This window comes from Luteimonas salinisoli (assembly GCF_013425525.1).
In the GTDB taxonomy this organism is placed as follows: Bacteria; Pseudomonadota; Gammaproteobacteria; order Xanthomonadales; family Xanthomonadaceae; genus Luteimonas; species Luteimonas salinisoli.
Genome location: NZ_JACCKA010000086.1, coordinates 75,801 through 100,039, shown reverse-complemented (window position 1 = coordinate 100,039; position 24,239 = coordinate 75,801). Strand labels below are relative to the sequence as shown.

Annotated in this window: 22 protein-coding genes; 9 read left to right on the top strand and 13 right to left on the bottom strand. The window is 72.6% G+C overall.

Annotated features, from left to right (window positions below):
- Positions 1–175: 175 nt before the first annotated feature.
- Complete coding sequence (locus H0E84_RS15805; protein ID WP_180679604.1) at positions 176–895, bottom strand: murein L,D-transpeptidase catalytic domain family protein; 720 nt, start codon at positions 893–895, stop codon at positions 176–178.
- A 9-nt stretch (positions 896–904) separates the two neighbouring features.
- Positions 905–1,969, bottom strand: coding sequence for a L,D-transpeptidase family protein (locus tag H0E84_RS15800; RefSeq protein ID WP_180679603.1), 1,065 nt, complete (start codon positions 1,967–1,969; stop codon positions 905–907).
- Positions 1,970–2,103: 134 nt separating this feature from the next.
- On the opposite strand from H0E84_RS15800, the gene H0E84_RS15795 reads away from it, so the two are divergent.
- Positions 2,104–2,943, top strand: a complete 840-nt coding sequence (locus H0E84_RS15795) for a universal stress protein (RefSeq protein WP_180679602.1) — start codon at positions 2,104–2,106, stop codon at positions 2,941–2,943.
- A 46-nt stretch (positions 2,944–2,989) separates the two neighbouring features.
- On the opposite strand, the gene H0E84_RS15790 is transcribed toward H0E84_RS15795, so the two are convergent.
- Positions 2,990–3,556: a GNAT family N-acetyltransferase gene (locus H0E84_RS15790; protein WP_257644249.1), complete on the bottom strand. Its 567-nt coding sequence runs from the start codon at positions 3,554–3,556 to the stop codon at positions 2,990–2,992.
- Between the two features lie 260 nt (positions 3,557–3,816).
- On the opposite strand from H0E84_RS15790, the gene H0E84_RS15785 reads away from it, so the two are divergent.
- Positions 3,817–4,485, top strand: a complete 669-nt coding sequence (locus H0E84_RS15785; protein ID WP_180679601.1) for a helix-turn-helix domain-containing protein — start codon at positions 3,817–3,819, stop codon at positions 4,483–4,485.
- A 130-nt stretch (positions 4,486–4,615) separates the two neighbouring features.
- On the opposite strand, the gene H0E84_RS15780 is transcribed toward H0E84_RS15785, so the two are convergent.
- Together H0E84_RS15780 and H0E84_RS15775 are read right to left on the bottom strand one after the other, a co-directional pair.
- Positions 4,616–6,592 (bottom strand): ATP-binding protein, encoded by a 1,977-nt coding sequence (locus H0E84_RS15780; RefSeq protein WP_257644257.1) that lies wholly within the window; start codon positions 6,590–6,592, stop codon positions 4,616–4,618.
- A gap of 20 nt (positions 6,593–6,612) precedes the next feature.
- Positions 6,613–7,302, bottom strand: a complete 690-nt coding sequence (locus H0E84_RS15775; RefSeq protein WP_345776332.1) for a response regulator — start codon at positions 7,300–7,302, stop codon at positions 6,613–6,615.
- A 198-nt stretch (positions 7,303–7,500) separates the two neighbouring features.
- Between H0E84_RS15775 and adhP the strand changes: the two genes are divergently transcribed.
- From adhP to hemC, 5 genes are all read left to right on the top strand, one after another.
- A complete protein-coding gene (adhP, locus tag H0E84_RS15770; protein WP_345776333.1) occupies positions 7,501–8,538 on the top strand; it encodes an alcohol dehydrogenase AdhP in 1,038 nt (345 codons plus the stop codon).
- Positions 8,539–8,625: 87 nt separating this feature from the next.
- Positions 8,626–9,291 (top strand): alpha/beta hydrolase, encoded by a 666-nt coding sequence (locus H0E84_RS15765; protein ID WP_180679597.1) that lies wholly within the window; start codon positions 8,626–8,628, stop codon positions 9,289–9,291.
- Positions 9,292–9,349: 58 nt separating this feature from the next.
- Entirely contained in the window at positions 9,350–10,327 is a 978-nt protein-coding gene (locus tag H0E84_RS15760; RefSeq protein WP_257644256.1) for a sensor histidine kinase, read from the top strand.
- A gap of 26 nt (positions 10,328–10,353) precedes the next feature.
- Positions 10,354–11,085: a LytR/AlgR family response regulator transcription factor gene (locus H0E84_RS15755; RefSeq protein WP_180679595.1), complete on the top strand. Its 732-nt coding sequence runs from the start codon at positions 10,354–10,356 to the stop codon at positions 11,083–11,085.
- 217 nt (positions 11,086–11,302) lie between these two features.
- Entirely contained in the window at positions 11,303–12,226 is a 924-nt protein-coding gene (hemC, locus tag H0E84_RS15750) for a hydroxymethylbilane synthase (RefSeq protein WP_180679594.1), read from the top strand.
- Here hemC and H0E84_RS15745 read toward each other — a convergent pair.
- From H0E84_RS15745 to H0E84_RS15710, 8 genes are all read right to left on the bottom strand, one after another.
- Positions 12,219–13,016 (bottom strand): DUF481 domain-containing protein, encoded by a 798-nt coding sequence (locus H0E84_RS15745; protein WP_180679593.1) that lies wholly within the window; start codon positions 13,014–13,016, stop codon positions 12,219–12,221. The two genes, hemC and H0E84_RS15745, sit on opposite strands and share 8 nt — an antisense overlap.
- Before the next feature lie 58 nt (positions 13,017–13,074).
- A complete protein-coding gene (locus H0E84_RS15740; protein ID WP_180679592.1) occupies positions 13,075–13,767 on the bottom strand; it encodes a DUF481 domain-containing protein in 693 nt (230 codons plus the stop codon).
- Positions 13,768–13,844: 77 nt separating this feature from the next.
- Positions 13,845–14,804 carry a dimethyl sulfoxide reductase anchor subunit family protein gene (locus H0E84_RS15735; protein ID WP_180679591.1) on the bottom strand — a complete coding sequence of 320 codons (960 nt, stop codon included), beginning with the start codon at positions 14,802–14,804 and terminating at the stop codon, positions 13,845–13,847.
- Between the two features lie 315 nt (positions 14,805–15,119).
- Positions 15,120–15,893: a 4Fe-4S dicluster domain-containing protein gene (locus tag H0E84_RS15730; RefSeq protein ID WP_180679590.1), complete on the bottom strand. Its 774-nt coding sequence runs from the start codon at positions 15,891–15,893 to the stop codon at positions 15,120–15,122.
- The gene (locus tag H0E84_RS15725; RefSeq protein ID WP_180679589.1) at positions 15,893–17,659 is read right to left on the bottom strand and encodes an SLC13 family permease; all 1,767 of its coding nucleotides are present in this window, start codon (positions 17,657–17,659) and stop codon (positions 15,893–15,895) included. Before H0E84_RS15725 ends, H0E84_RS15730 begins: the two co-directional genes overlap by 1 nt.
- Positions 17,656–20,625 (bottom strand): molybdopterin oxidoreductase family protein, encoded by a 2,970-nt coding sequence (locus H0E84_RS15720; RefSeq protein ID WP_180679588.1) that lies wholly within the window; start codon positions 20,623–20,625, stop codon positions 17,656–17,658. Before H0E84_RS15720 ends, H0E84_RS15725 begins: the two co-directional genes overlap by 4 nt.
- A gap of 97 nt (positions 20,626–20,722) precedes the next feature.
- The gene (locus H0E84_RS15715; RefSeq protein ID WP_180679587.1) at positions 20,723–21,367 is read right to left on the bottom strand and encodes a hypothetical protein; all 645 of its coding nucleotides are present in this window, start codon (positions 21,365–21,367) and stop codon (positions 20,723–20,725) included.
- An 83-nt stretch (positions 21,368–21,450) separates the two neighbouring features.
- Positions 21,451–22,041, bottom strand: a complete 591-nt coding sequence (locus H0E84_RS15710; protein ID WP_180679586.1) for a hypothetical protein — start codon at positions 22,039–22,041, stop codon at positions 21,451–21,453.
- Between the two features lie 146 nt (positions 22,042–22,187).
- Here H0E84_RS15710 and H0E84_RS15705 point away from each other — a divergent pair, with 146 nt between their 5' ends.
- On the top strand, positions 22,188–23,156 hold the full coding sequence (locus H0E84_RS15705) for a helix-turn-helix transcriptional regulator (protein ID WP_180679585.1): 969 nt from the start codon (positions 22,188–22,190) through the stop codon (positions 23,154–23,156).
- Positions 23,156–24,109, top strand: a complete 954-nt coding sequence (locus tag H0E84_RS15700; RefSeq protein ID WP_180679584.1) for a patatin-like phospholipase family protein — start codon at positions 23,156–23,158, stop codon at positions 24,107–24,109. Before H0E84_RS15705 ends, H0E84_RS15700 begins: the two co-directional genes overlap by 1 nt.
- The last annotated feature ends 130 nt before the right edge of the window (positions 24,110–24,239 follow it).

Below are 24,239 nucleotides of genomic sequence, written 5' to 3'. Positions count from 1 at the left end.
GTGCCATGCGCGCGAAGACCGATGCGGCTGGTAATACCCGGAAACGCCGCCACGCCGAAGTGCCGCCGCGCTGAAACGACCGGCATGCCCGGGGTCACGGCCGGTCCGGGCCGACGATCCCGCGGCTTTCGCGGCGATGGGCCGCTCCTACGGAAGAGTGCGGCCGTTGCCGGTCTCAGCCTGCGCGCGGCTCGGCGGCCGGGCCGGCTTCGCAGGCCAGGAAACGCGAGCGCTGCAGCCACGCCTGGTCGGGATAGTAGGCGAACAGCAGGTGACCGCCCTTGAGGGTGTCGATCACCTGCCGCGCGGCCACCGGGCGCAGCGCCGGGCAGCCGAGGCTGCGGCCCAGCCGGCCCTGCTTGCGTGCCTGCTCCGGATTCACGTACGGCGCGCCGTGCATGACGATGGCGCGCGCGCGCGCGGCGTCGTTCACCCCCGGCTCCAGCCCGTCCATGCGCAGCGAGTAGCCGTTGCCGCCGTGGTAGGTCTCCGAGGTCGTGAACAGGCCGATGCTCGACTGGTAGCTGCCCTCGCGGTTGGAGAACGCGCTGGGGAGGTTGTCGCCGCTGTTGCGGCCGTGGGCGACGTGCTCGACGTACAGCAGGCGCGGCTGCGCCAGGTCGAAGACCCACAGCCGCGGCTCGGTCGAGGGGCGCGAATAGTCGATCAGGGCCAGCCGCGCATCGGCCGTGGCCGCGCCGCTGCGCACCGCGCAGGAGCGCGCCCGCAGCGCCAGCTCCAGCACGTGCGGATCGGCATCAGGAGCCGCCGCCCGCAGGACGCCGAGGAGCGCGGTACCGCTTCCTTGGAGGCCCCGCCGCGGCGCGTTGTCGGGCGCGGCGGCGGCGCCCGGTGCGGCCGCAAGCGCCAGGAGTAGGAGGAGTGGGCGATACATGGGGGGAGTCTAGGGGCGCGCCGGGTCCGGCGTCGACTGCGCCGCCGGCGATTCGTTCAGCAGCACGGTGACGTCGGCGCGTACCGCCGCCAGCGGCTCTGCGGTGACCAGCACGGTCGCGCCGGGCGCGAGGGCGTCGTAGACCTGCCGCGCGAAACCGGGATCGACCCCCAGACGCGCCTCCGCTGACGGCTCCACCGGGACCGGCGCCGCCGGCGTGCCGGCTACCGGCACCTGCAGCCAGCGCAGCGCCGGCCGATCCGGCAACAGCGCGCTCGGCCCCGGCCCGGCCCCGGCCAGCAGTTGGTAGGCCCGGCTGCCGGCTTCGTGCGGAGCGGGCATCGACACCGGCGCGCGGCCGATCTCGACGCCGTTGCGCAGCACCACCAGCATGCCGTCGTGGGTGCTGACGATGATGCTGAGCGGCCCCTGGGGAGCACGTTCAGGATGCCAGGCCGGTCTTCCGGCGGAGTCGCTTGCGGCGCCCGCCTCCGCGGCGGCATCGGGCGACTGCGCCAGCCCCGGACCGGCCAGGCTTGGCGGCTGGGCGCTGTCGGCCACCACCACCACGGTGCCCCGCGCGGTGATCGAGAACAGCCGCTCGGAGAACTGAAGCGGCAGGCGGATGCAGCCGTGCGAGGCGGGGTAGCCGGGCAGGGTGCCGGCATGCAGGGCGATGCCGTCCCAGGTCAGCCGCTGCATGTACGGCATCGGCGCATCGTCGTAGAGGTTGGAGTAGTGCTCGCGCCGCTTTTCCAGGATCGAGAACACCCCGGTCGGGGTTTCGTGGCCGCTGCGACCGGTACTGACCGGCGTCGTCGCGATGCGCACGCCGTTGCGGTACACCCAGGCGCGCTGCTCGGACAGGCCGATCACCACCAGCACGGGGCCCTCCGGCGCCAATGCCGGCTCCCAGGTCGTGTCGTCGGCGGCCGGAGCCTGTGCGCCGCCAGGCGCTGCGAGCGCTGTCAACAGCAGCGCGCCGAAGCAGCGTAGCGCCCAGCGGCGGCACGCGCGCTGCGGCTCCCGGCGGTGTCCGGGGAAGGGGACGGACTGCGAGCTCGGGTCGGGCATGGTGCTCCTACCGGAAGGGTCGATGTCGTTCCATGGTGTACGCCGCAGCATGATCGTCCGTTGACCGAGATCAATCCGGGGGGGCGCCGAACGTGGCCCAATGCTCCCGAGATCACGAAAAAGGGGCCGCAGCCATGTACAGGGACATCGTCCTTCCCATCACCGGATCCCCCGGGGACCGCGACGCGATCGCCTTCGCCGTCGATTTCGCGCGCGATCTCGGAGCCCACCTGACGGTCCTGGAGATGGTGCACCTGCCGACGCCTCCGGTCGGGCCGTTCGGCGCGGTGCCCGATCTGGCGATCGGGCAACTGTATGAGCGCCTGCGCGCGCAGGGCGAACTCAACGTAGCCCGCTACGGGGCCCAGTTGGAGCGGGCCGGGGTCCGGCACGAGGTGCGATTGGTCGAGTCGCTGTTCCTGGGGCCCGAACGTTCCGCTTCGCAAGTCGCGCATCACTACGGCCTGGTGGTGCTGGCCGGACCGCACGGCGACACCGTCGAGGGCGTGCCGGCGCACCGGTATTTCGGCGAATTGCTGCTCCAGTCGGGCCGCCCGGTGCTGGTGGTGCCGCCGGGCTGCGCCACCCGCATGCCGGCCAGGCGCGTGCTGCTGGCCTGGCGCCCGCGGCGCGAGGCGGCGCGGGCGATGCACGACGCCATGCCGCTGCTGGCGCAGGCCGAACGGGTCGACGTGGTGGTCGTGGACGCGGACGAAGCCCGCGACGGCGGCCTCCAGTCGGGCGCCGATGTCGCCCATCACCTGGCACGCTACGACATCGACGCCAATGCGGTGGAGCTGCCGTCCGGCGGGCGCACGGTGAGCTCGGTGCTCCTCGAGCACGCCCGGCAGATGCCCGCGCAGCTGATCGTGGCCGGTGGCTACGGCCACTCGCGCACGCGCGAGTGGGTGATGGGCGGGGTGACCCGCGAACTGCTGATCTCGGCACCGGTGCCGGTGCTGTTTTCGCACTGATCCAGTCGCGTGTCTCGCGGCCCCGCGGGCGCGAGACGTGCGGCGCCTACAGCTCCAGCTCGTGGATCACCTGGTGCGAGTCGTCAGGGTCGGTGCGGCTGCGGAAGCCCAGGTGCACCGCGAGTTCGGCCATGGTCCGGTCCGCGGCATCGTCGATCGAGTACATGCTGCGGATGCCGCGGGCGCGCGCGATCTCGATCAGGTGGCGCATCATCAGCGTGCCCAGTCCCTTGCCGCGCCAGTCCTCGGCCACCACCACCGAACACTCGCAGCGCAGGCCCTGGGCATCGGTGCTGTAGCGGCTGGCGCCGACGATCTTCTGCTGCGAGTCCTCGGCGACCACGGCAACGAACGCCACCTCGTGGTCGTAGTCGACGTGAACCAGACGCTCCAGCGCCCGCTCGATCGGATGGCCGAGTTCTCCGAGGAAGCGCAGCCGCTGCGCCTGCGAGGAGAGCGCCTCGACGAATGCACGCTGGGCGGGGCGATCCTGGGGCGTGACGGGGCGGATCAGGACGTGGCTGCGGTCGCGAAGCGTCTCCGACCAGCGCGGGTAGTCCGGACCGAGCGAGGGCGGAGGGGGCAGGGGCGGGGTGGACAGGGACATGGGCATCGATGCGCTCCGGGATACGCATGTCGACCATGCGCCGCGCCGATCATTGCACCGTCCCGGAAGGGGACGTTGACCTGCATCAAATCGCCGCATCGTCGGATGTCGCTGTTACAAACCGTTACAGACCGTTACCGCGCGCTGGTCGGCCGGCGGTCGGCCATCGTTAGGCTCATGTCCGTTCCCCGTGAGGAGACCCAGCGATGTTGCAGGCCGCATCCCCCTCGTTCCCCCCGCCGGTTATGCCTCCCACTGCGCTGGCCGTGTCGGCGGATTGCGATCCGGCGACCAACGATGGCCTCGGCGTGATGCTGGCGCGCCTGCCGCTGCAGCGCCGCCGGGTGCACGCCAGGCAGTATGTGTTCCGGGCCGGGCAGCCGCGTCAGGCGCTGTACTTCGTCCATGCCGGCTGCTTCAAGACCAGTCTGGTCAGTGCCGACGGGCGCGAGAAGATCACCGGGTTCCGCATGTGCGGGGACCTGCTGGGGCTGGACGCGATGGGCATGCCGGTCCATGCCTGCGACGCGGTCGCGCTGGACGTGGGCGAGGTGTGGGAGCTGCCGTGCGCGCTGCTGCGAAGTGCGGGCCCGCAGTTGTGCGACGCCGTGACCGCCATGTTGTCCGGCGAGATCCGCCGCGACTGGAACTGGATGCTGGCGCTGGGCACGCTGGGCGCCGAGCAGCGGGTGGCCACCTTCCTGCTGGATCTCGCGGCGCGGCTGGCGAGTATGGGCTACAGCGCGCGCCAGCTGACCCTGCGCATGACCCGCGCGGAGCTGGGGAACTTCCTGGCGCTGAAGCTGGAAACGGTGACCCGTGCGCTGTCGCGGCTGCAGGCGCAGGGCCTGATCGCCGTGGACGGCAGGCGCATCGACATCGACGATGTCGACGCGCTGCGGGCCGTCCTGGAGGCTCGGGCCGCCTGTCACTGACGGGCGGGGTAGCCCTGTCGACAATGTTCGGAGCGGGGCCGAACGTCGAGTCGTCCGGGCCCAGATAGGCCACCCGCAGCCGATGCCGCTCGGCCTTCCGATGGTGCCGGGGCGGCGGAGCTTGCCGACCTCAATCGGTTGCGCGGCGGGCGACGCCCGCGCCGGCGGCGTCCAGCCGGCGGCGTACCGCCACCGCGAGCTGCTCCCGGCGGAACGGCTTGCGCAGCAGCTCGAAGCCGGCGCCGAGGCGGCCCGCACGCTCCTCGTTACCGGAAACCAGCAGCACCGCCAGTCCCGGGTGTTCGGCCTGGGCGGTGCGCGCGAGCATAGGGCCGTCGATGCCGGTGCCGAGGGTCACGTCGCTCAGCAGCAGCGCGACGCCCGGCTCTTCGCGCAGCCTGCGCAGCGCTCCGGCGCCGTCGGCCACCGCCTCGACCAGGTAGCCTTCGGCTCGCAGGAACGCCACCGCGATTGCCCGCACGGCCTCGTCGTCCTCGACCACCAGCACCCGCTCGCCGCGGCCGTGGCGGGTGTCGGTCCCGCCCGACGACAGCGGGGGTGCCGCGTCGCGGGCGACCGGCAGGTAAAGCCGCACTCGTGTGCCCAGGCCGAGCGCGCTCTCGATGCGCAGGTCGCCACCGCTCTGTCGCGCGAAGCCGTAGACCATGCTGAGGCCGAGGCCGTTGCCGCGGTCGCGTCCCTTGGTGGTGAAGAACGGCTCCATCGCCCGCGCCAGCGTCTCCGGTGCCATCCCGTGGCCGTCGTCCTCGACCTCGATACGCACGTAATAGCCCACCGGCAGCGTCGGCCCGGCCAGGGAGGCGTCGACCAGCGCCATCTCGGCCGAGACGTTGATCGCGCCGCCGCGTGCCATCGCGTCGCGGGCGTTGAGGGCCAAGTTGACCAGGGCGGTCTCCAGCCGGGCCGGGTCGGCGTAGGCCGCCGGTAGCGAGGGCTGGCAGCGGCAGTGCAGCCGAACTTTCTCGCCCAGGGTGCGCCCGAGCATCAGCACGACATCGCCGAGCAGCGCGCCGACGTCCACCGCCTGGGGCAGCAGTCGCTGACGCCGGGCGAAGGCGAGCAGCTTGCCGGTCAGTTCGGCTCCGCGGCCCACCGAGCGCAGGGCAGTGGCGATCAGCTCGCGGCCCTGCTCAGCGTCCGGTTCGCTCTCCAGGAGCTGCAGGCAGCCCGACATCACCGTGAGCAGATTGTTGAAATCGTGGGCGATGCCACCGGTGAGCTGGCCGATCGCGTCGAGCCGCTGGGCATGCGCCAACTGCTCCTCGGCGTGGCGCTGGTGTAGGAACGCCGCCAGCAGATCCGCGGCCAGCTGCAGCAGGTGCAGGGCATCGTGGTCGAAACGGTGCGGCGCCGTGTCCAGCGCCAGCAGTGCACCGCTCACCCCCTGGCGTCCCCGCAGCGGCATCAGTGCCAGGCTCCCCGACGTCGGCATGGCCAGCGGGAGCGCACCCGGGGACTCCCCGCCTGCGCCGCAGTCGCCGATCACCACTGCGGTATCGGCCAACGGCTGTCCGTTCGGGGGCGGCACCTCGCCGCCGTCGCGCAGCGCATGCGCACGCACGTAGGTGCGTTCGCCCTGGCCGGCGGGGAACAGGATCGCCACGGCATCGACCCCGAGCGCCTCTACCAGCAGTCGCGGAAGCGCGTCCAGCAACGCCGATCCCGACTGAGACTGCAGTGCCAGCTGGCCGATCCGGGCCGCCAGCGCATCGTAGCGGGCCCGCACCTGCGACTGGCGCACGCGTGCGGTCCCCGAGACGTCACGGATGGAGGCCAGGTAGCGACGGCCGTCTGGGGTCTCGACCGGGCTGAGCGCGATTTCGACCGGGAACACGCTGCCGTCGCCGCGCTGGCCGACCAGGCTCTGGCCGGTGGCTCCCATCGGCCGCACGTGCGGGTCGGCCATGTAGCGTGCGCGGTGCTCGCGATGCCGCGCCCCGAGGGTCCCCGGCAGCAGCATCTCCACCTCCAGCCCGATCATCGCGGCCGCGGGGAAGCCAAACAGTTCGGCCGCGTTGGCGTTGGCCTGGACGACGCGGCCGTGGCCGTCCACCACGACCAGTGCATCCGGCAGCGCCTCGAACAGGCTCCCGGCAGGCAGCGCGTTCAGCTACGCCGCACCTCGGCGGCGAACAGGTAACCCACGCCGCGTACCGATCGAATCAGCGCCGGCGCGGATGGATTCCGTTCGATCTTGCGGCGCAGCCGCGCGATCGCGACATCGATGGCGCGATCGTAGGGGCCGGCCTCGCGGCCGTGCAAGTGGTTCATCAGCGCGTCGCGGCTCAGTACCTGATTGGGGCGCCCGGCGAGCGCCCACAGCAGCTCGAACTCCCCGCTGGTGAGCGGGATTTCCTCGCCGTCTTCGCTGCCGAGGCGCCGCGCGCCGGGGTCGAGCTCAAGACCGGCGAAACGCAGCCGGGTCGGTGCCGGCGGGGCGGGGCCGTTGCTGCGGCGCAGCGCGGAGCGGATTCGGGCCAGCAGCTCGCGCAGGTCGAACGGCTTGGTGACGTAGTCGTCGGCGCCCAGCTCCAGCCCCACCACGCGCTCGACCGCCTCGCCGCGCCCGCTGACCACCAGCACCGGGCCCTGCCAGCGTTGGCGCAGGTACTGCAGCAGGCCCAGGCCGTCCTCGTCCGGCAGGCCGAGGTCGAGCAGCACCAAGTCCGGCGCCCGTGTCTCCAGGGCGCGGCGCAACTCGCCGCCGCTCGCCGCCGCCTCCACCGCGAAGCCATGGCCGGCCAGGTAGCCGCTCACCAGCCGGCCGATCTCGACGTCGTCCTCGACTAAGAGCACGCGTGGATGCCTGTCGTCCAGAGGCGGAGGGAGCGATGCCATCGGCGGAGGAGTGCCGGGTGAGAGGACGGTATGCCCGAGGATCGCTCCAATCCGGCGCCGCCGCAACAATGCCTCGCGCCCAAGGTTGACCTCGATCAAGGGCCGGCCCGCGGCGCACCCGTATCGTGCGGGCAACGCACACGGAGACGGAAGATGATTCCCAAGACGATGAAGGCCGCGGTGGTGCACGCATTCGGCCAGCCGCTGCGGATCGAGCAGGTGCCGGTCCCGGAGCCGGGCCCCGGCGAGGTGCTGGTGAAGATGCTCGCCAGCGGCGTCTGTCATACCGACCTGCACGCCGCCGACGGCGACTGGCCAGTGCGGCCGAGCCTGCCGTTCACTCCCGGCCACGAGGGCGTGGGCACCGTCGCCGCGCTGGGGCCCGGCGTGACCGGGCTGGCGCTGGGCGAGACCGTCGGCATCGCCTGGCTGCACGATGCCTGCGGCCATTGCGAGCACTGCATCACCGGCTGGGAAACCCTGTGCGAGAGCCAGCACAACAGCGGCTACAGCGTCGACGGCAGTTTCGCCGAGTACGCCATCGGCGCGGCGCAGTACCTGGCGCGGCTGCCGGCCGGCGCGGATTCGATCGCGATGGCCCCGGTGCTGTGCGCCGGCGTGACCACCTACAAGGGCATCCGCGAGACCGAGGCGCGGCCGGGCGAATGGCTGGCGATCTCCGGTGTCGGCGGGCTCGGCCACATGGCAGTGCAGTACGCGGTGGCGATGGGGCTGCGCGTGGTCGCACTCGACCTCGGCGCCGACAAGCTGGCGCTGGCGCGCGAACTCGGCGCCGAGGCGGCGGTCGATGCGTCCGACGGCGACGCGGTGGAGCAGGTGTTGCGCATCACCGGCGGTGGTGCCCACGGGGTGCTGGTGACGGCGGTCTCGCCGCCCGCCTTCGACCAGGCGCTGCGCTTCGCCCGCCGGCGCGGCACGGTCAGTCTGGTGGGCCTGCCGCCGGGCGACTTCCCGACCCCGATCTTCGATGTGGTGCTCAAGCGCATCACCGTGCGCGGCTCGATCGTCGGCACCCGCCAGGACCTGGCCGAGGCGGTCGCGTTCGCCGCCGCCGGCAAGGTCCACGCGCATGTCGCGCGCTGCCGGCTCGAGGACATCAACGAGGTGTTCGCGCGCCTGAAGGCCGGGACGGTGCAGGGGCGGATCGTGATCGATTTCGCGCCCGAGGACTGAATAAGGGCGCCGCCGCGGCGCCGCTCTTCCAGGCGGCGCGCGGCGGCGGCCGTGCATAATGCCGGGACACCCGCATCCGGCTCCGACATGCTCGAAACGCTCGAACGCGACACCGCTCCCGATCCTCGCTGGAGCGTGATCTGGCTGCACGGCCTGGGGGCCGACGGCAACGATTTCGCGCCGATCGTGCCGGAGCTGGTGCGACCCGGCTGGCCGGCGCTGCGTTTCGTGTTCCCGCATGCGCCGGTGCGCGCGGTGACCATCAACAACGGCATGCGGATGCGCGCCTGGTACGACATCCGCGAGATGGACCTGGCCAACCGCGCCGACGAGCAGGGGGTGGCCGAATCGGTGGCGCAGGTGGAGGCGCTGATCGCACGGGAGATCGAGCGCGGCATTCCGGCGCAGCGGATCTTCCTGGCCGGCTTCTCGCAGGGCGGCGCCATCACCCTGGCGGCGGGGCTGCGTCGCGAGCTGCCGCTGGCCGGACTGGTGGGGCTGTCGACCTACGTGCCCGCGGCGGAGAAGGCGGCTGCCGCACTGACGGTCGCGGCCGTGCGGCAGCCGGTGTTCATGGCCCACGGCAGCCAGGATCCGATGGTGCCGTACGCGGCAGGCGAACAGAGCGCGGCGCTGCTGCGGCGGCTCGGCTTCGCCGTCGACTGGCATGCCTACGCGATGCCGCATTCGGTCTGCGCCGAGGAGATCCGCGACCTCGGCGACTGGCTGTCGGCGAGGTTCGCGGAGGCCTGACTTGAACGGGGCCCGCGCCAGCGAACCGTGGCTGCCGGACCTGTGCCGGCTGCCGCGGATGGCGGCGCTGCTGGGCCTGGCGCAGCTGGTGGTGGTGGTGGTGGCGCTGGTGCCGGACGGTTCCGCGCCCTGGAGCGCCGGACGGCTGCTGTCGGCCAGCGGTTACGCGCTGTGGCTGGCGCTGGCGGTGTCGGTGCTGCTGTGCAGCTCGCGGCGCACGCTGTCGGCGCTGCCGGTGCGGCTCGGCGCGGCGGCGGCGGTGGCGCTGGCGACGTTGGTGGCGGCGCTGGCGGCGGCGATCGTGCACGGCCTGTTCGCCAGCGTCGGCGAGGCCGAGACGTGGCCGGGATTCTGGCGCTTCGTCGGCGGTTCCGGCGGGGTGGTGGCGCTGATCACCGCGCTGGCGCTGCGCTACTTCTACGTGATCGACGGCTGGCAGGCGCAGGTCAGCGCCAGCGCGCGTGCCGAGGCCGACGCGCTGCAGGCGCGGATTCGCCCGCATTTCCTGTTCAACAGCATGAACATGATCGCCAGCCTGCTGCGCCGCGACCCCGAGGTGGCCGAGCGCGCAGTGCTGGACCTGTCGGACCTGTTCCGCGCCGCGCTCGGCGCCGGCGAGGGCAATTCCTCGCTGCAGGAGGAAGTGCACCTGGCCGAGCGCTATCTGGCGATCGAGCAGCTGCGCCTGGGCGAGCGCCTGCAGGTGGCCTGGGAGCGCAGCGAACCGCTGCCGTGGACCTTGCCGATGCCGCGCCTGGTGCTGCAGCCGCTGCTGGAGAACGCGGTACTGCACGGCATCTCGCGGCTGCCCGCCGGCGGCCGCATCGAGATCGGCCTGGCGGCCACCGCCGACCGGCTGCTGCTGCGGGTGCGCAACCCGTCGCTGCCACCGCAGGCCGACGGCCCGCATGGCGCCGGCCACGCGCAGCGCAGCATCGGCCACCGCCTGGGTTACGCCTTCGGCCCGCGCGCGCGGATGACCTCCGGCTGGGAGGGGGGCTACTATGCCTGCGAGATCGAGCTGCCGCTGGATTGAGGGCGCAGACGGGGAGGACAGCCGGGATGAAGGTCGTGATCGCCGACGACGAGCCGCTGGCCCGCGAGCGGCTGCGGACGCTGCTGGCGGAGCAGCCCGGGATCGAGCTGGTGGCCGAGGTCGGCGACGGCCACGCCGCGCTGCACGCCTGCGCCGAGCACGACGCCGACCTGGTGCTGCTCGACATCGCCATGCCGGGCATCGACGGACTCGAGGCCGCGCGTCATCTGGCGGCCTTCGAGCCGCGCCCTGCGGTGGTCTTCTGCACCGCCTACGACGCCCATGCGCTGTCGGCGTTCGAGGCCGCGGCGGTCGACTACCTGGTCAAGCCGGTGCGCCCGGAGCGCCTGCACGCGGCGCTCGAGCGCGCCCGCACCTTCACCATCGGCCGCGCCCACGACAGCGGCGGCGGCAGCCTGCATCGCAACCGCACCCACCTGTGCGCGCGCCTGCGCGGCAGCCTGCGCCTGATCCCGATCGAGGAGGTGTACTACCTGCAGGCCGAGGAGAAGTACGTCGTGGTCCACCACGCCCGCGGCGAGGACCTGATCGAGGAATCGCTCAAATCCCTGGAACAGGAATTCGGCGAGCGCTTCATGCGCATCCACCGCAACTGCCTGGTCGCGCGCCACGAGCTGGTCGAGGTGCGGCGCGACCACGACGGCCACGTCCACGCCGTGTTGCGCCACGTGACCACGCCGCTCGAGGTCAGCCGGCGCTGCGTGGCCCAGGTGCGCGAGGTGATCCGGCAGCTCTAGACGGGCCTCGGCGATTCCGCCTTGCGCTCTTCAAGAACGCGCCCGCATCGGCTCAAGCGGCCGGGCGGGGCGCTTTCNTTTCGACCAAGCGAGTATCGGGGAGCGACTCGAAAGCGCCCCGCCCGGCCGTCCCGCGCACGCCCCCACCGCACGGCTCGCCCCCGCTTCGCCCATCGCGCTTTCGCTCCCCATCACCCGCAGCGGCGATAATGCCCGCATGAGCCTGCTGCGCATCGCCACCCGCAAGAGCCCGCTCGCCCTGTGGCAGAGCGAACACGTCGCCGCGCGACTGCGCGCGGCCCATCCCGGGCTGGAGGTCGCCCTGGTGCCGATGAGCACCCGCGGCGACGAGGTGCTGGACCGCTCGCTGGCGGCGATCGGCGGCAAGGGGCTGTTTCTGAAGGAGTTGGAGCTGGCGATGCAGCGCGGCGAGGCCGACTGCGCGGTGCATTCGCTCAAGGACGTGCCGATGGAGCTGGAGCCCGGTTTCGCGCTGCCGGCGATCCTCGAACGCGCCGATCATGCCGACGCCTTCGTCAGCAACGCCCACGCCGCGCCGGCCGAATTGCCGCAGGGCGCCCGGGTCGGCACCTCCTCGCTGCGCCGCCACGCGCAGCTGCGCGCGCTGCGGCCGGACCTGCGGGTGCTGGACCTGCGTGGCAACGTCAACACCCGCCTCGCCAAGCTCGACGCCGGCGACTACGACGCCATCGTGCTCGCCTGCGCCGGCCTGCAGCGGCTCGGCCTGGAAGCGCGGATCCGCATGCGCCTGGACGCGCCCGCCTGGCTGCCGGCGCCGGCGCAGGGCGCGATCGCGGTCGAGTGCCGCGACGACGCCGGCGCCATCCGGGTGCTGCTGGAGACGCTGGACCACGCTTCTACCCGCTTGTGCGTGGAGGCCGAGCGCGCCATGAACCGCGCCCTGCACGGCAGCTGCCACGTGCCGGTGGCGGCGCTGGCGCGCCTGCGCGGCGACGCCATCGCCCTGGAGGGGCTGGTGGGCTCGGCCGCCGACGGCGAGCTGGTGCGCGCCGCTGCCAGCGCCCCGGCTGCCGAGCGCGAGCGGCTCGGTGCCGAGCTCGCGGCGGCGCTGCTGGCCGCCGGTGCCGGCCGCCTGCTGGCGGCGGCGGGCGCTACTTGAAGGTGTAGACCAGGTTGATCGTGGTCAGGGTGTCGGTCTTCTTCACCCCGGCCTCCTGGTCGACGTCGGAGTTGTGGCGCGCCTGCAGCGCCGCCTTCAGCGCCAGCGATTCGTTCATCGACACCGACACGCCGAGATCGTTCTGGGCGAAGGTGTTGTCCTGACCGGACTCCACCAGCAGCGAGTTGGTGAACTCGCTGTTCTCGGTCAGGCGGTGGCGGAACTCGAGCAGGCCGCGGACGATGAAGTCGCTCTGGATCTCGCCGCTGCTCATGCGCCGGGCGCGGCGGTAGCCGGGGCCGATCTCGGTCAGCAGGCGGGTGTCTTCGTTGCGGATGAAATGGTGGCCGTAGCCGAACGAGAACGTGCCCTGGTAGTCGTAGAGCGAGAAGTCGTCGCGCTCGTAGCGCGCCGCGCCGAACCAGTTGTGCATCTCGTTGACCTTGATCGCGGTGGTGCCGGCGACCTGGTAGCGGTTGGCGCTGGTGGTGTAGCGGGTCTCGGCCACGCCGTCGCCATCGAAGTCGCTGGTGATATCGGCCTTGGCGCGCAGCGCCGACAGGGTGAGCTGGTGCTTGCTGCGCACGTCCTCCTGCGAGAACAGCAGCCGCGTGTTGAGGTTCTCCGAGCGCCGGTTGCCGCGACTCATGGCGAAGCCGAGCTCGCCGGTGAGGTTCCAGATCGGTTCGTCGCCCAGCGGCGGAGAGGTCTGCGCGCGCGCTGCGGCAGGCGCCGCGGACAGCGCCAGGGCGGCGGCGAGCAGGAGCGGCAGGCGGCGGGAATCGGTCATGCAGGGGTCCTGTGGATGCACGAAGCGGGGAGATGGGCCGGCGGGCGACGGCCCGGGGTCAGAACGCATAGCGCAGGCGCAGCGCGCCCGAGCGGCGGGTCAGGCCGTCGCCGCCGTCGGCGGCGGTGTCGTGCCACATCTCGATGCTCGAGTGCAGCACCAGGTGCGGGCGCAGCTGCCAGTCCAGGCCGATCGACTGGCGCAGGTAGGCGTTCTCGCGGCCGGTCTCGACCAGCAGGCGCTGCTTGAGGCGCGCATGGTGACCGAACTGCCGCGACACGGTCAGCCCGCCGCGCGCCACCGGGCCCGGCACTGCGGTGCCGTTGTCGACATAGGGCTGGATGCGGTAGCCGGTGCCGACCTCGATCCGCAGCTGGGTGTCGCGCTCGCGGATCGCGTCCAGCCGGTAGCTGGTATCGACGCGCCAGTTCCGGGCATAGGCCAGGACGCGGTCGCGAGCGCTGGCCGGCGCGTACAGTCCGATCAAGCGTCGGTTCAGCCAGCGCGCGGCGCGCGGCTGCGGCACCGGGAGATGCTGGCGCGCGCCGGGCGCAGTCGGCGGCGGCAGTGCCCGCGGCCTGCGACCGGTCCATTCGGCATCCGGGCATACCAGCGCATAGCAGGGCGCGCGCAGCGAGATCCGCCGCGCGGCCACGGCCAGGGCCGCCGACAGGTGCGGCGCCTCGATCCGGGGGACCGGCTGGGTGAATACGGGGAGCCCGGCCAGGGCGAGCCACCAGGCCGCCAGCATCGCAATGTCCTCGTGGAAACGATTCCAATAATTATGCCGCGGCCGCCCGCCATGCCCAACCGGCGGCCGCGACGGCCTCAATAATAGAGCGTCACCACGTGGCGGGCCTGGGCGAAGAACAGCCAGCGCTCGACGAAAGCCGCGCCCAGCAGCGCCGCGGCAGTGGCGCCCAGCAGCGGGGCCGCGGGGAACGCGGCGGTCGCAGCCAGCAGCCAGGCCGCGGCCGGCGCGACCAGCAGCAGCGCCGCGGCGAGCAGCCGCAGGCGCAGCGCATGCCGCCGCGCCACCGTGAAGGCCATTTCCCGGGTGACGAAACTGGCCTCGGTGTGCGGGCGCTCGAACACGTCCACCTGCCGCCCCGGCAGGCCCACCGCGTCGCCGCGGGCGGCAGGCAGCCCCTGGCGGTCGATCTCGCGCCAATACAGCCACTTGCAGGCCAGCAGCAGCGCGCCGACCGCGGTCAGGGTGGCGGGCATGGCGGCGCCCGGCCCGGCCGGTGGCAGCAGCAGCACCATCAGCCAGAACAGCAGCGCCAGGCCGGTGAGCAGCGCGAACAGCAGGTAGACCGGCACCACCAGCGGATGGCGCCAGGCCGGGATCGGCGGCAACGAGGCGTAGATCATCGCCGTGCAGGCGACGGTGGCCAGCGCCAGCGTCGTCAGCAGCAGCCCGCACGCGCCCAGGGCGATGGCGCGCTCCGGCCCGGCGGGCGCCCACAGCAGCAGCACGCCCAGCGCCAGCGCCGGCAGCGCGGTGGCCAGCGCCAGCAGCCCCTCGCGCGACAGCCACGAGGTGCGCCACTGCGAGAGCGCGCGCCATGCCCGCAGCGGACGGCCGAGATGGGCCAGCGAGCTGAGCAGCCCGGCGGTGCTGAGCGCCAGGCCCAGCAGCAGCGCCCACAGCTGCAGCGGGTACAGCACCGGCATCACGTCGGCGCGTGCGTGCAGCAGCAGCACCGACAGGCCCAGCCAGGCCAACAGCCCGTAGCCGGCGCCGGACAGCGTGGTGAAGAAGATCACCGAAAGCGCAGGATGCATCGTCGGTTCCCCCGGCGGACGATTCCGCGCGACATCGTACATGCGGGCGCTGCCAGCGGCCCGGCACTGGTCCACAGGATCGGGCCGTCGTCGATGCGCGTGGCGACGGAGCGCTGCGACGCGCAGGAGCGGCCCATGGCCGCGAAAGCCGCGGGAGGCTCCGACCGGGTTCGCGGCGATTTCGGGCGTTGCCGGCCGCGTCGGCCTTCGCCTGCATGGCACGCTCCTACGGAGGTGCGCGCGACCCCTGTCGGGGCGGCCGATGGCCGCGAAGGCCGCCTGGATGGAGACCCGGTGACCGGGCGGCGCGCCGGCTCAACGCCTGAGGATGCGGTTCAACCAGTGCAGCGGCGTCGGCGCGGTGTCGGCGCGTGCGGGCGTGCCGGCGGCCTCGGCGTCTTCGCCGGCGCGGCGCGGGCGCGGTGGCAGGTAGCGGTTGACCGGGCGATAGCCCAGTTCCGGCATCAGCGCCACGCCCTGGCGTTCCGCCACCAGCTTCGAGACGTCGGAGTCGGGATCGCCGAGGTCGCCGAAATGGCGCGCCCGCGTCGGGCAGGCCTGCACGCAGGCCGGCACCCGCTCGCTCTCGTCGAGGTGCTCGTTGTAGATCCGGTCCACGCACAGGGTGCATTTCTTCATCACCCCGTCGACCTCGGAGTACTCGCGCGCGCCGTACGGGCAGGCCCAGCTGCACAGCTTGCAGCCGATGCACTTGTCCTCGTCGACCAGCACGATGCCGTCGGCGGCGCGCTTGTAGCTCGCGCCGGTGGGGCACACCGTCACGCATGCCGGGGTCTCGCAGTGCAGGCAGCTGCGCGGGAAGTGCAGGGTGAGCGCGGGTTGGGCGGCCGAGGCGGCTTCGGCGGCGCTCCCGTCGGCGTCGTCCGCCGCCACTTCGTAGCTGTGCACGCGGTTCAGCCACACTCCCAGCGGCTCCTTGCCGTAGGGTTGCTCGTCGACCAGCGGGCCGGCGATGCCGCCGGCGTTCCACTCCTTACAGCTGGTGGCGCAGGCGTGGCAGCCGACGCAGGTGTCCAGGTCGATCACCAGGCCCAGCTTCTTCGGCGACGGCGGCGGCAGTGCGGTCATCAGGAGAACGGGAAATAGCGCGGGATCAGCAGGCCGGCCATGACCAGGAAGATCGCGTTCAGCGGCAGGCCCACCTTCACGAAGTCGGTGAAGCGGTAGCCGCCGGCGGTATAGACCATGGTGTTGGTCTGGTAGCCGATCGGGGTGAGGAAGCTGGTGGAGGCGGCGAACGCAACAGCGACCAGGAACGGCTTGCTGTCCAGCCCCAGGGTCTCGGCGGTGGCGATGGCGATCGGCACCACCAGTGCCGCCGAGGCGTTGTTGCTCATCACCTCGGTGAGGATCGTGGTCAGCAGGTAGATGGTCAACAGCGCCACCACCGGGCCGTAGCCGCCCACCAGGTCCACCGCGATACCGGCGATCCAGGCCGCCGCGCCGGAGTTCTGCAGCGCGATTCCCATCGGCAGCACGCCCGCCAGCAGCATGATCACGCGCCAGTCGATCGCGCGGTAGGCGTCCTCGGTCTTGAGCACGTTCAGCATCACCAGGGCGATGCAGCCGAAGATCGCCGCGGCGACGATCGGCAGCCAGCCCAGCGCCGCCACCGTCACCACGCCGGTCATCACCCCGATCGCCAGCAGCGCGCGCCCGAGCTTGGTGCGTTCCTGCACGCGCTCGCCCAGCACCAGCAGGCCGGGGTCGGAGCGCATCGCGGCGAGCGATTTCTCCGGGGCGTCGAGCAGCAGCACATCGCCCACCGCCAGCGGCACCCGGTCCAGCGGCTGGCGGATCGCCAGGCGGTGGCGGTGCAGGCCCTGCACGCGCACGCGGTAGGTGTGGCCGAAACGCACTTCGGCCAGGGTGTGGCCGATCAGGTGCGAGCCCGGCGCGACCATCGCCTCGGCGTGCAGGCGCTCGGCGGCGACGTCGCCGTCCAGGTCGCGCGCGACGTGGTCGTAGTCGAGCCTGAGCTTCTTGCGCGCCTGCTCGATATCGCGCCACTCGCCGCGCATCAGCAGGCGGTCGCCGGCCTGCACCTGCTCGCCGCGCGGCGAAGACACCGGCTGCTTGGCGCGGAAGATCTCCAGCATCACCACGTCGCCGGCGTCGTCGGGCAGCAGCTCGCTGCCGCGCCTGCCGATGGCGGGCGACTTCTCCCCGACCAGCAGCTCGACCACGTAGCGGCCGGCATGGCCGGTGTCGGACTGCTCCGGGATGCCCAGGTCCGGCAGCAGGAAGCGTCGCGCCACCATCATGTAGGCCACGCCGACGGCGACGAAGATCACCCCCATCGGCGCGAACTCGAACAGGGTGAAGCCGGCCTCGCCGGACTGCCGCGCCAGCGAGTCCACCAGCAGGTTGGTGGAAGTGCCGATCAGCGTGCACACGCCGCCGAACTGCCCGGCGTAGGACAGCGCGATCAGGTATTTCGACGGCGGCTGGCGGTTGGCCACGGTGGCGGCGATCACCAGCGGCAGGAAGACCGCCACCGCCGCGGTGTTGTTGATGAAGCCCGACACCAGCGCGGTCAGCAGCATCATCGCCAGCGCCAGCAGCCAGCCGCGGCGGATCTGCGCCAGTAGCTCGCCCAACCGGTACAGCGAGCCGCCGCGCTGCAGCCCGGCGCTGAGCACGAACATCGCCGCCACGGTAATGGTGGCCGGGCTGCTGAACCCCGACAGCGCCTCCTCGGTCGACACCAGCCGCAGCGCCAGCAGGCTGGCCAGCACCAGCAGCGCCACCACCTCGATCGGCAGCTTCTCGGTGACGAACAGGTACACCGCGCCGGCGATGACGGCGAAGGTCAGCCAGGCGTCGAACATCATGGTGCGCGATCCCCGTCCGGCGGCTGCCGCAGCCCGCCACCATAGCGCAGGGGGGCGTCGGTTGCGGCGGCGACCGGCAGCGGTGCGAACTGCGGGCGGCTGCGGTCGTCGGCGTCCGCGGCGGGGCGCAGGCGCACGCGCAGGTCGAACCAGGCCGCCTGGCCGGTGACCGGGTCGGCGTTGGCATAGTCCGCACGCGGGGTGAGGTCGGAGATCAGGTGGTTGAGCAGGAAGCCCCGGGTCGCTTCCGGCGCCTCGCCGGACAGTCCCCAGGCGCCGCGGCGCTTGCCGATCGCGTTCCAGGTCCACACCGTGTCCGGCTGCACGTTGGCGGCCAGGCGCGCCTGCACCGTGATCCGGCCGTGGTGCGACTCCAGCTCGACCCAGTCGCCGTCGCCGACCCCGTGGCGCGCGCCGGTCTCGGGGTGCAGGTACAGCCAGTTGCGCGACGCGATCTGCCGCAGCCAGGCATTCTGCGATCCCCAGGCGTGGTACATGAACATCGGCCGCTGGGTGATCGCGTGCAGCGGGTACGGGTGGGGGGAGTCTCCCCCGGGCGGGAGTGCGGCAGGGTCGCCCGTGCCGGGGTCGCCTCCAGTGTTGCCGCTGCGCTCGTCCGGCTGCGCGGCCGCGGTCTGGGCGGACTCGAAGGGTTCGTACCACAGCGGCAGCGGATCGAAGTAGGTTTCCACCCGCCCGCGGTGGGCCGCCGGCGGCAGGCGGTCGCCATGGCCCTGCGCGGCCAGGCGGAAGCGCTGCAGCGGCTCGGCGTACAGCTGCAGGGCGATCGCGTCCGCGGCGCCGACGAAACCCATGCCGCGCGCCCACTGCAGGTAGCCGCGGTTGGCCATCTTGAAGTAGCGCGCGTGTTCCGGGATCTCCTCGCGCCAATAGCCGCCGTGCTCGATGTAGCGCTGCAGCTGCAGCGGATTGGGCGCGCCCTTGCCGTGGGCATCGCCCTCGGCGCCGCGCCAGCCGGCCAGCAGCCCCACGCCGGGCGCGCGCTCGTGGCGGACGATGTAGTCGGCGTAATCGCGGTACGCCGGCGCGCCTGCCGCGTCGACCATCCCCGGCAGGCCCAGCCGCGCGCCCAGCTCGAGCAGCACCGACTGGAACCCGCGCACGTCGCGCGCGCGGCCGTCGGCGGCGGGCTGGGTGGCCGGATCGAACACCGGATGACGGATCGCATCGGCGGCGCCGTCGGCGTCGGAGATCGGCCGGTCCAGCAGCGAGATCGCGTCGAAGCGCTCCAGGTAGGTCGTATCCGGCAGCACCAGGTCGGCGTAGGCGACCATCTCGCTGGCGTAGGCGTCGGAATAGATGATGCGCGGGATGCGGTACTCGCCGTCGGCGTCGCGGTCGGTCAGCCACTGCATCGTCTCGCGGGTGTTCATCGCCGAGTTCCAGCTCATGTTGGCCATGAACATCATCAGCGTGTCGATCCGGTACGGGTCGCCCGCATGGGCATTGCGAATCACCGTGTGCAGCATGCCGTGCGCGGCCAACGGGTAGCTCCACGAGAACGCATGATCGATGCGCCGCGGCCGGCCCTCGGCGTCGACCAGCAGGTCCTCGGGTCCATGCACGAAGCCCAGCGGCGGGGCGTCCAGGCTGCCGTCCTCGCGCCGGCGGCTGCCGGGGCGGTTGGGCGGCGGCACCGGCTTGGGGTAGGGCGGCTGGAACCGGAACGAGCCCGGCGTGTCGACCGCGCCGAGCAGCAGCTGCAGCAGGTGCAGGGCGCGGCAGGTGTGGAACCCGTTGCTGTGCGCGCTGATGCCGCGCATCGCGTGCATCGCCACCGGCCGGCCCACCATCTCGTCGTGGCCGCGGCCCCAGGCATCGGTCCAGGCGATCGGCAGCCGCACCGGATTCTCGAACGCGGCCACGGCGAGCTCGCGGGCGATGCGGCCGATCGTCGCCGCGGGGATGCCGCAGCGTTCGGCGACCGCTTCGGGCGAATACTGCGGATCGAGGTAGCGCTCGGCGACCAGCTGGAACACCGGGACCGCGCTGCGGCCGTCGGGCAGGGTGTACTCGCCGGCCACCACCGGCGAGATGCCGGTGGCGTCGGCCGGCGCCGGTGCCCCGGCATCGCGGTCCCAGCACAGCGGACGCCCCTCGGCGTCGCGCGCGAACAGGCCGTCGCCGGCGCCGCCCGGGTCGCGCATCACCAGCCAGTGCGCGTCGGCGTAGCGCACCAGGTAGTCGAGGTCGATGCGGTCCATCCGCAGCAGCTCGTGGATCAGCGCGAACGCGAACAGCCCGTCGGTGCCCGGGCGGATGCCGATCCACTCGTCGGCGATCGCGCCGTAGCCGGTGCGCACCGGGTTGACCGCGACGATCTTCGCGCCGCGTTCCTTCAGTCGGCCCAGGCCCAGCTTGAGGGGGTTGGAGTCGTGGTCCTCCGCCACGCCCCAGAGCATCAGGTACCGGGTGTGCTCCCAGTCCGGCTCGCCGAACTCCCAGAAGCTGCCGCCCAGGGTGTACAGCCCGCCGGCCGCCATGTTGACCGAGCAGAACCCGCCGTGCGCGGCGTAGTTGACGGTGCCGAACTGCTGCGCCCACCAGCCGGTCAGCGCCTGCGACTGGTCGCGGCCGGTGAAGAACGCCAGTTCGTCGGGATTGCGCTCGCGGACGGGCTTCAGCCAGCCGGTGGCGATGCCCAGCGCCTCGTCCCACTCGATCTCGCGGAACTCGCCGCTGCCGCGCTCGCCGACCCGCAGCAGCGGCTTGGTCAGCCGCGCGGGCGAGTAGTGCTGCATGATCCCGGCCGCGCCCTTGGCGCAGATCACCCCGCGGTTGACCGGATGGGTCGGGTTGCCCTGCAGGTAGCGGATCTTGCCGTTGCGCAGCCACACCTTGATGCCACAGCGGCAGGCGCACATGTAGCAGGTGGTGGTCCTGACGTCGTCGCCCGGCGAGGGAGAGAGATCGAGGGCCGGCTCGTTGGGCGCGGACGCGGGCATGCGCCTATTGTGCCCGTGCGCCCGGGGCCCGGCGAGCGGCGCGCGCTCGCGCCCGGTGCCGCCGCGGCGATCCAGGCGGCCGCCGGGGCGCGGCGGATCAGTTCGGGCGCTCGATACGGATCGCCGGGTCGTCGAAGCGCGAATAGCGGATCGTGGTGGGGCCCTGCGCGTCGTCGCCGGCGACCTGCATCTGCAACGGATAGCCGTCGTCGCCGATCCACAGGGTGGCCGGCGGGTCGGCCGGATCCTCGTGGGTCATGCGGTACTTGCGCGCCGGCGCGCCGGCCACGCTGTCGGCCCCCAGCGATTCGAAGCTGGCGCGCTCCTGGCGGGCAGCGATCCGCCCGCGGTCGCGCATCTCCTCGAGCATGCCCTCCTGCAGCGGAAGCTCCATGGTCTGGCCCTGCATCCGCATGTACATCCGGTCGCCGACGATGGTCTGGGTGATGCCGTCGGGCAAGGTCATGCGGAAGCGGTCGGGAGCGACGTGCTCCAAGGTCATCGTGCCGGCGCCCGTCTCGATCTCCGCGACGTAGCTATCCGCCGCGAGCATCCGCTCCAGCGCGGCCATCACCTCGCCGCGCGGGTCGGACAGCGGGCTGGCCGCGGTGACCATGCCGGCCATCTTGTCGGCGAAGGTCGGTGCGGGCGCCGGCGCGGCATCGCCGGCAGCGGTCGCGCCGGCCTCGGTCGGCTGCGCGCCGCAGGCGGCGAGGAGCAGCGCGGACAGGGCGATGGTCATGGCGGATGCGCGTGCTGACATGTGGAAGGTCCCTTTTCGTCTGGATACCCGGCATACGGATTCCGAGGCGCGCGGAGGCCAGCTCACTGGCACAGCCGCCGCAGCCTGCGAATTTCCTCCTGCAGCAGTTCGCTGTCGCCACCGGGCGCCAGGCCGGCGAGGTTGCGGCGAACCCGTGGGCAGGGATCGGCCTCGTAGCCGGGCCCGTTCACCATTTGGCCGATGCTCTCGAGCACCTGCGCGGGCGACGGCGGGGGCGTCATGCGGAAGCGCTCCGGCGCCCGCGCCTGCGGTGCTGCCGGCCGCAGCGGATCGCGGCGGAAATCGTGATCGCCGGCCTGCGATCCCGCCCAGCGGCGCCCCTGCTCGAGCAGCGCGTGCGCAGACGGCATCGCCGCGTCGTCCGCATCGGGCCGCTGGGCGGGAGGCGGTTCGACGACCGTCATCGTGCGCGACGGCGGCGCGATCCGCGCCGTGTCGGCGGGTGTCGGCGGCGGCTCCGGCTCCGGCGCGGGCGCCGGCGGCGGCACGATCCAGTGGATGCGCAGCGCCGTCTCCGCGGCGCGGCGCGGCTCCGGCGGTGCCTGGGTGAGCAGCCACCAGCCCAGCGCGAGATGCACGCCGACTACCAGGATCGCGGAGAGGGAGCGGTCGTTCGCGGGGTCCTTGCGCATGGGTCGTCCCTGGAGGCGCGGGGAGTCTGCACAGGCTCCGGTTAAACCGCGGTTATCCGCTCCAGCAGTCCGCAGTCGCGCCGCGTCGGGCCCCGAGACGCGACCGGACGCTGCCCCGCGGCCCGTCTTGCCCCCATAATCGCGCCATGGACCGCTACGAACGCATTCTGTCCCTGCACCGCACCCTCAAGCACGCGCGCTATCCGGTGACGGTGGCGCGGCTGCAGGACGAGCTCGGCTGCTCGCGCGCCACCGTGTACCGCGACCTGGCCTTCCTGCGCGACGCGCTGATGGCGCCGATCGTCGGCGACGGCGAGGCCGGGTTCCGCTACGACGCCGAGGAAGGCAACCGTTTCGAGCTGCCCGGGCTGTGGTTGAACTCCGACGAGCTGCACGCGCTGCTCGCCGCCCAGCAGCTGCTGTCGCGTAGCGGCGGCGGGGTGCTGTCTAACGCGCTGGCGCCGCTGCAACAGCGCATCGAGAAGCTGCTCGACGAGCATTCGGCCGGTAAGACCTGGCCGGTCGAGCGGGTGCGGGTGATCCCGCACCACTCGCGGCGCATGGACGAGCAGGCGTTCCGCTTCGTCTGCTCGGCGGTGCTGGAGCGCAAGCAGCTCAGCTTCGAGTACCGCGCGCGCTCCACCGACGAGCGCACCCGGCGCACGGTCTCGCCGCAGCGGGTCACCCACTACCGCGGCAACTGGTACCTGGACGCCTGGGACCACGACCGCGACGGCCTGCGCAGCTTCTCGGTCGACCGCATCACCGCCGCGCGGGTGCTCGACACCGCCGCACGAGACATCGACGAGTCCGAGCTGGACCGGCACCTGGCCGGCAGCTACGGGATCTTCTCCGGTGAGCCCAAGGGCTGGGCGACGATCCTGTTCAACGCCCGCGCCGCGCGCTGGGTGGCCGACGAGCACTGGCATTCGCAGCAGCAGGGCAGGCACCTGCCCGACGGCAGCTACGAACTCAAGCTGCCCTACAGTTCGCCTCGCGAACTGCTGATGGACGTGCTGCACTACGGCGCCGACGCCACCATCGTCGAGCCGGCGTCGCTACGCGAGCAGGCACGCGCGCTGCTGGCGCTGGCGCTGTCCAACTACGAGCGCTGATGGCGGCCGCTGCGCCGGTCGTGCCCCGCCGCGAGAAGGTCGCGCTGGCGCTCGGTGCCGGCGGCGCGCGCGGGCTGGCGCAGATCGGCGTGATCGAGGTGCTGGAGGAGCGCGGGTTCGAGATCGTGGCGATCTCCGGCGCCTCCAGCGGCGCCCTGGTCGGCGGCATCCACGCCGCCGGCAGGCTGCGCGAGTTCGACGCGCGCCTGCAGCGGATGTCGCGACGCGACTTCCTGCGCCTGCTCGACCCGGTACTCGGGCGCTCGGGCATGCTGCGCGGCCGGCGCCTGGTCGAGGCCATGCGCGAGGTGGTGGGCGATCCGCTGATCGAGGAACTGCCCATCCGCTTCACCGCAGTGGCGGTGGACCTGCAGCGGCAGCGCGAGGTATGGCTGCAGACCGGGCCGCTGTGGGACGCGCTGCGGGCCTCGTTCGCGATCCCCGGACTGTTCCTGCCGCACCAGGTGCACGGCCGCGAGCTGGTCGACGGCGGCCTGCTGGCGCCGCTGCCGATCGCCGCCACGCGGCTGTCCGATGCCCACCGCCTGGTCGCGGTGGACATGCACGGCTGGCCGCGGCGGCCGCCGGGCGAGCCGGCCGCCAACGGGGCGGCCGCGCCCGACCGAACCGGGGCCGACGACGGGGCCGAGCCGGGGCCGGGCGAGGCGGGCGCGTTCGCCGGTGCCGGCGAAGCGGATCCGCCGGCGGCCGCCGGCTGGGGCTGGCGGCGTCGCCGCGACGTGCGCGACATGGGCCTGGTCGAGATCATGTCGCGTTCGCTCGACACCATGCAGGCGCAGATCTCGCGGGTGCAGCTGGCACTGGATCCGCCCGAACTGGTGATCCGGATCCCGCGCGACGCCTGCCAGTTCTACGAGTTCTGGCGGGCGAAGGAACTGATCGCCATCGGCCGCCACGAGGCCATCCGCGCGCTCGACGCCGCCGGGTACTGAGCCGCCCCGGCCATCGGGACGACGCTGGGGACTGTGGGAGCGACGGCAGTCGCGACGCCCGCACCGCCGCCGCGCCCGGATCGCAGCCCGTGCGACCGGCAACCGGCAGCCTGCGCCATCGACTCCAGGA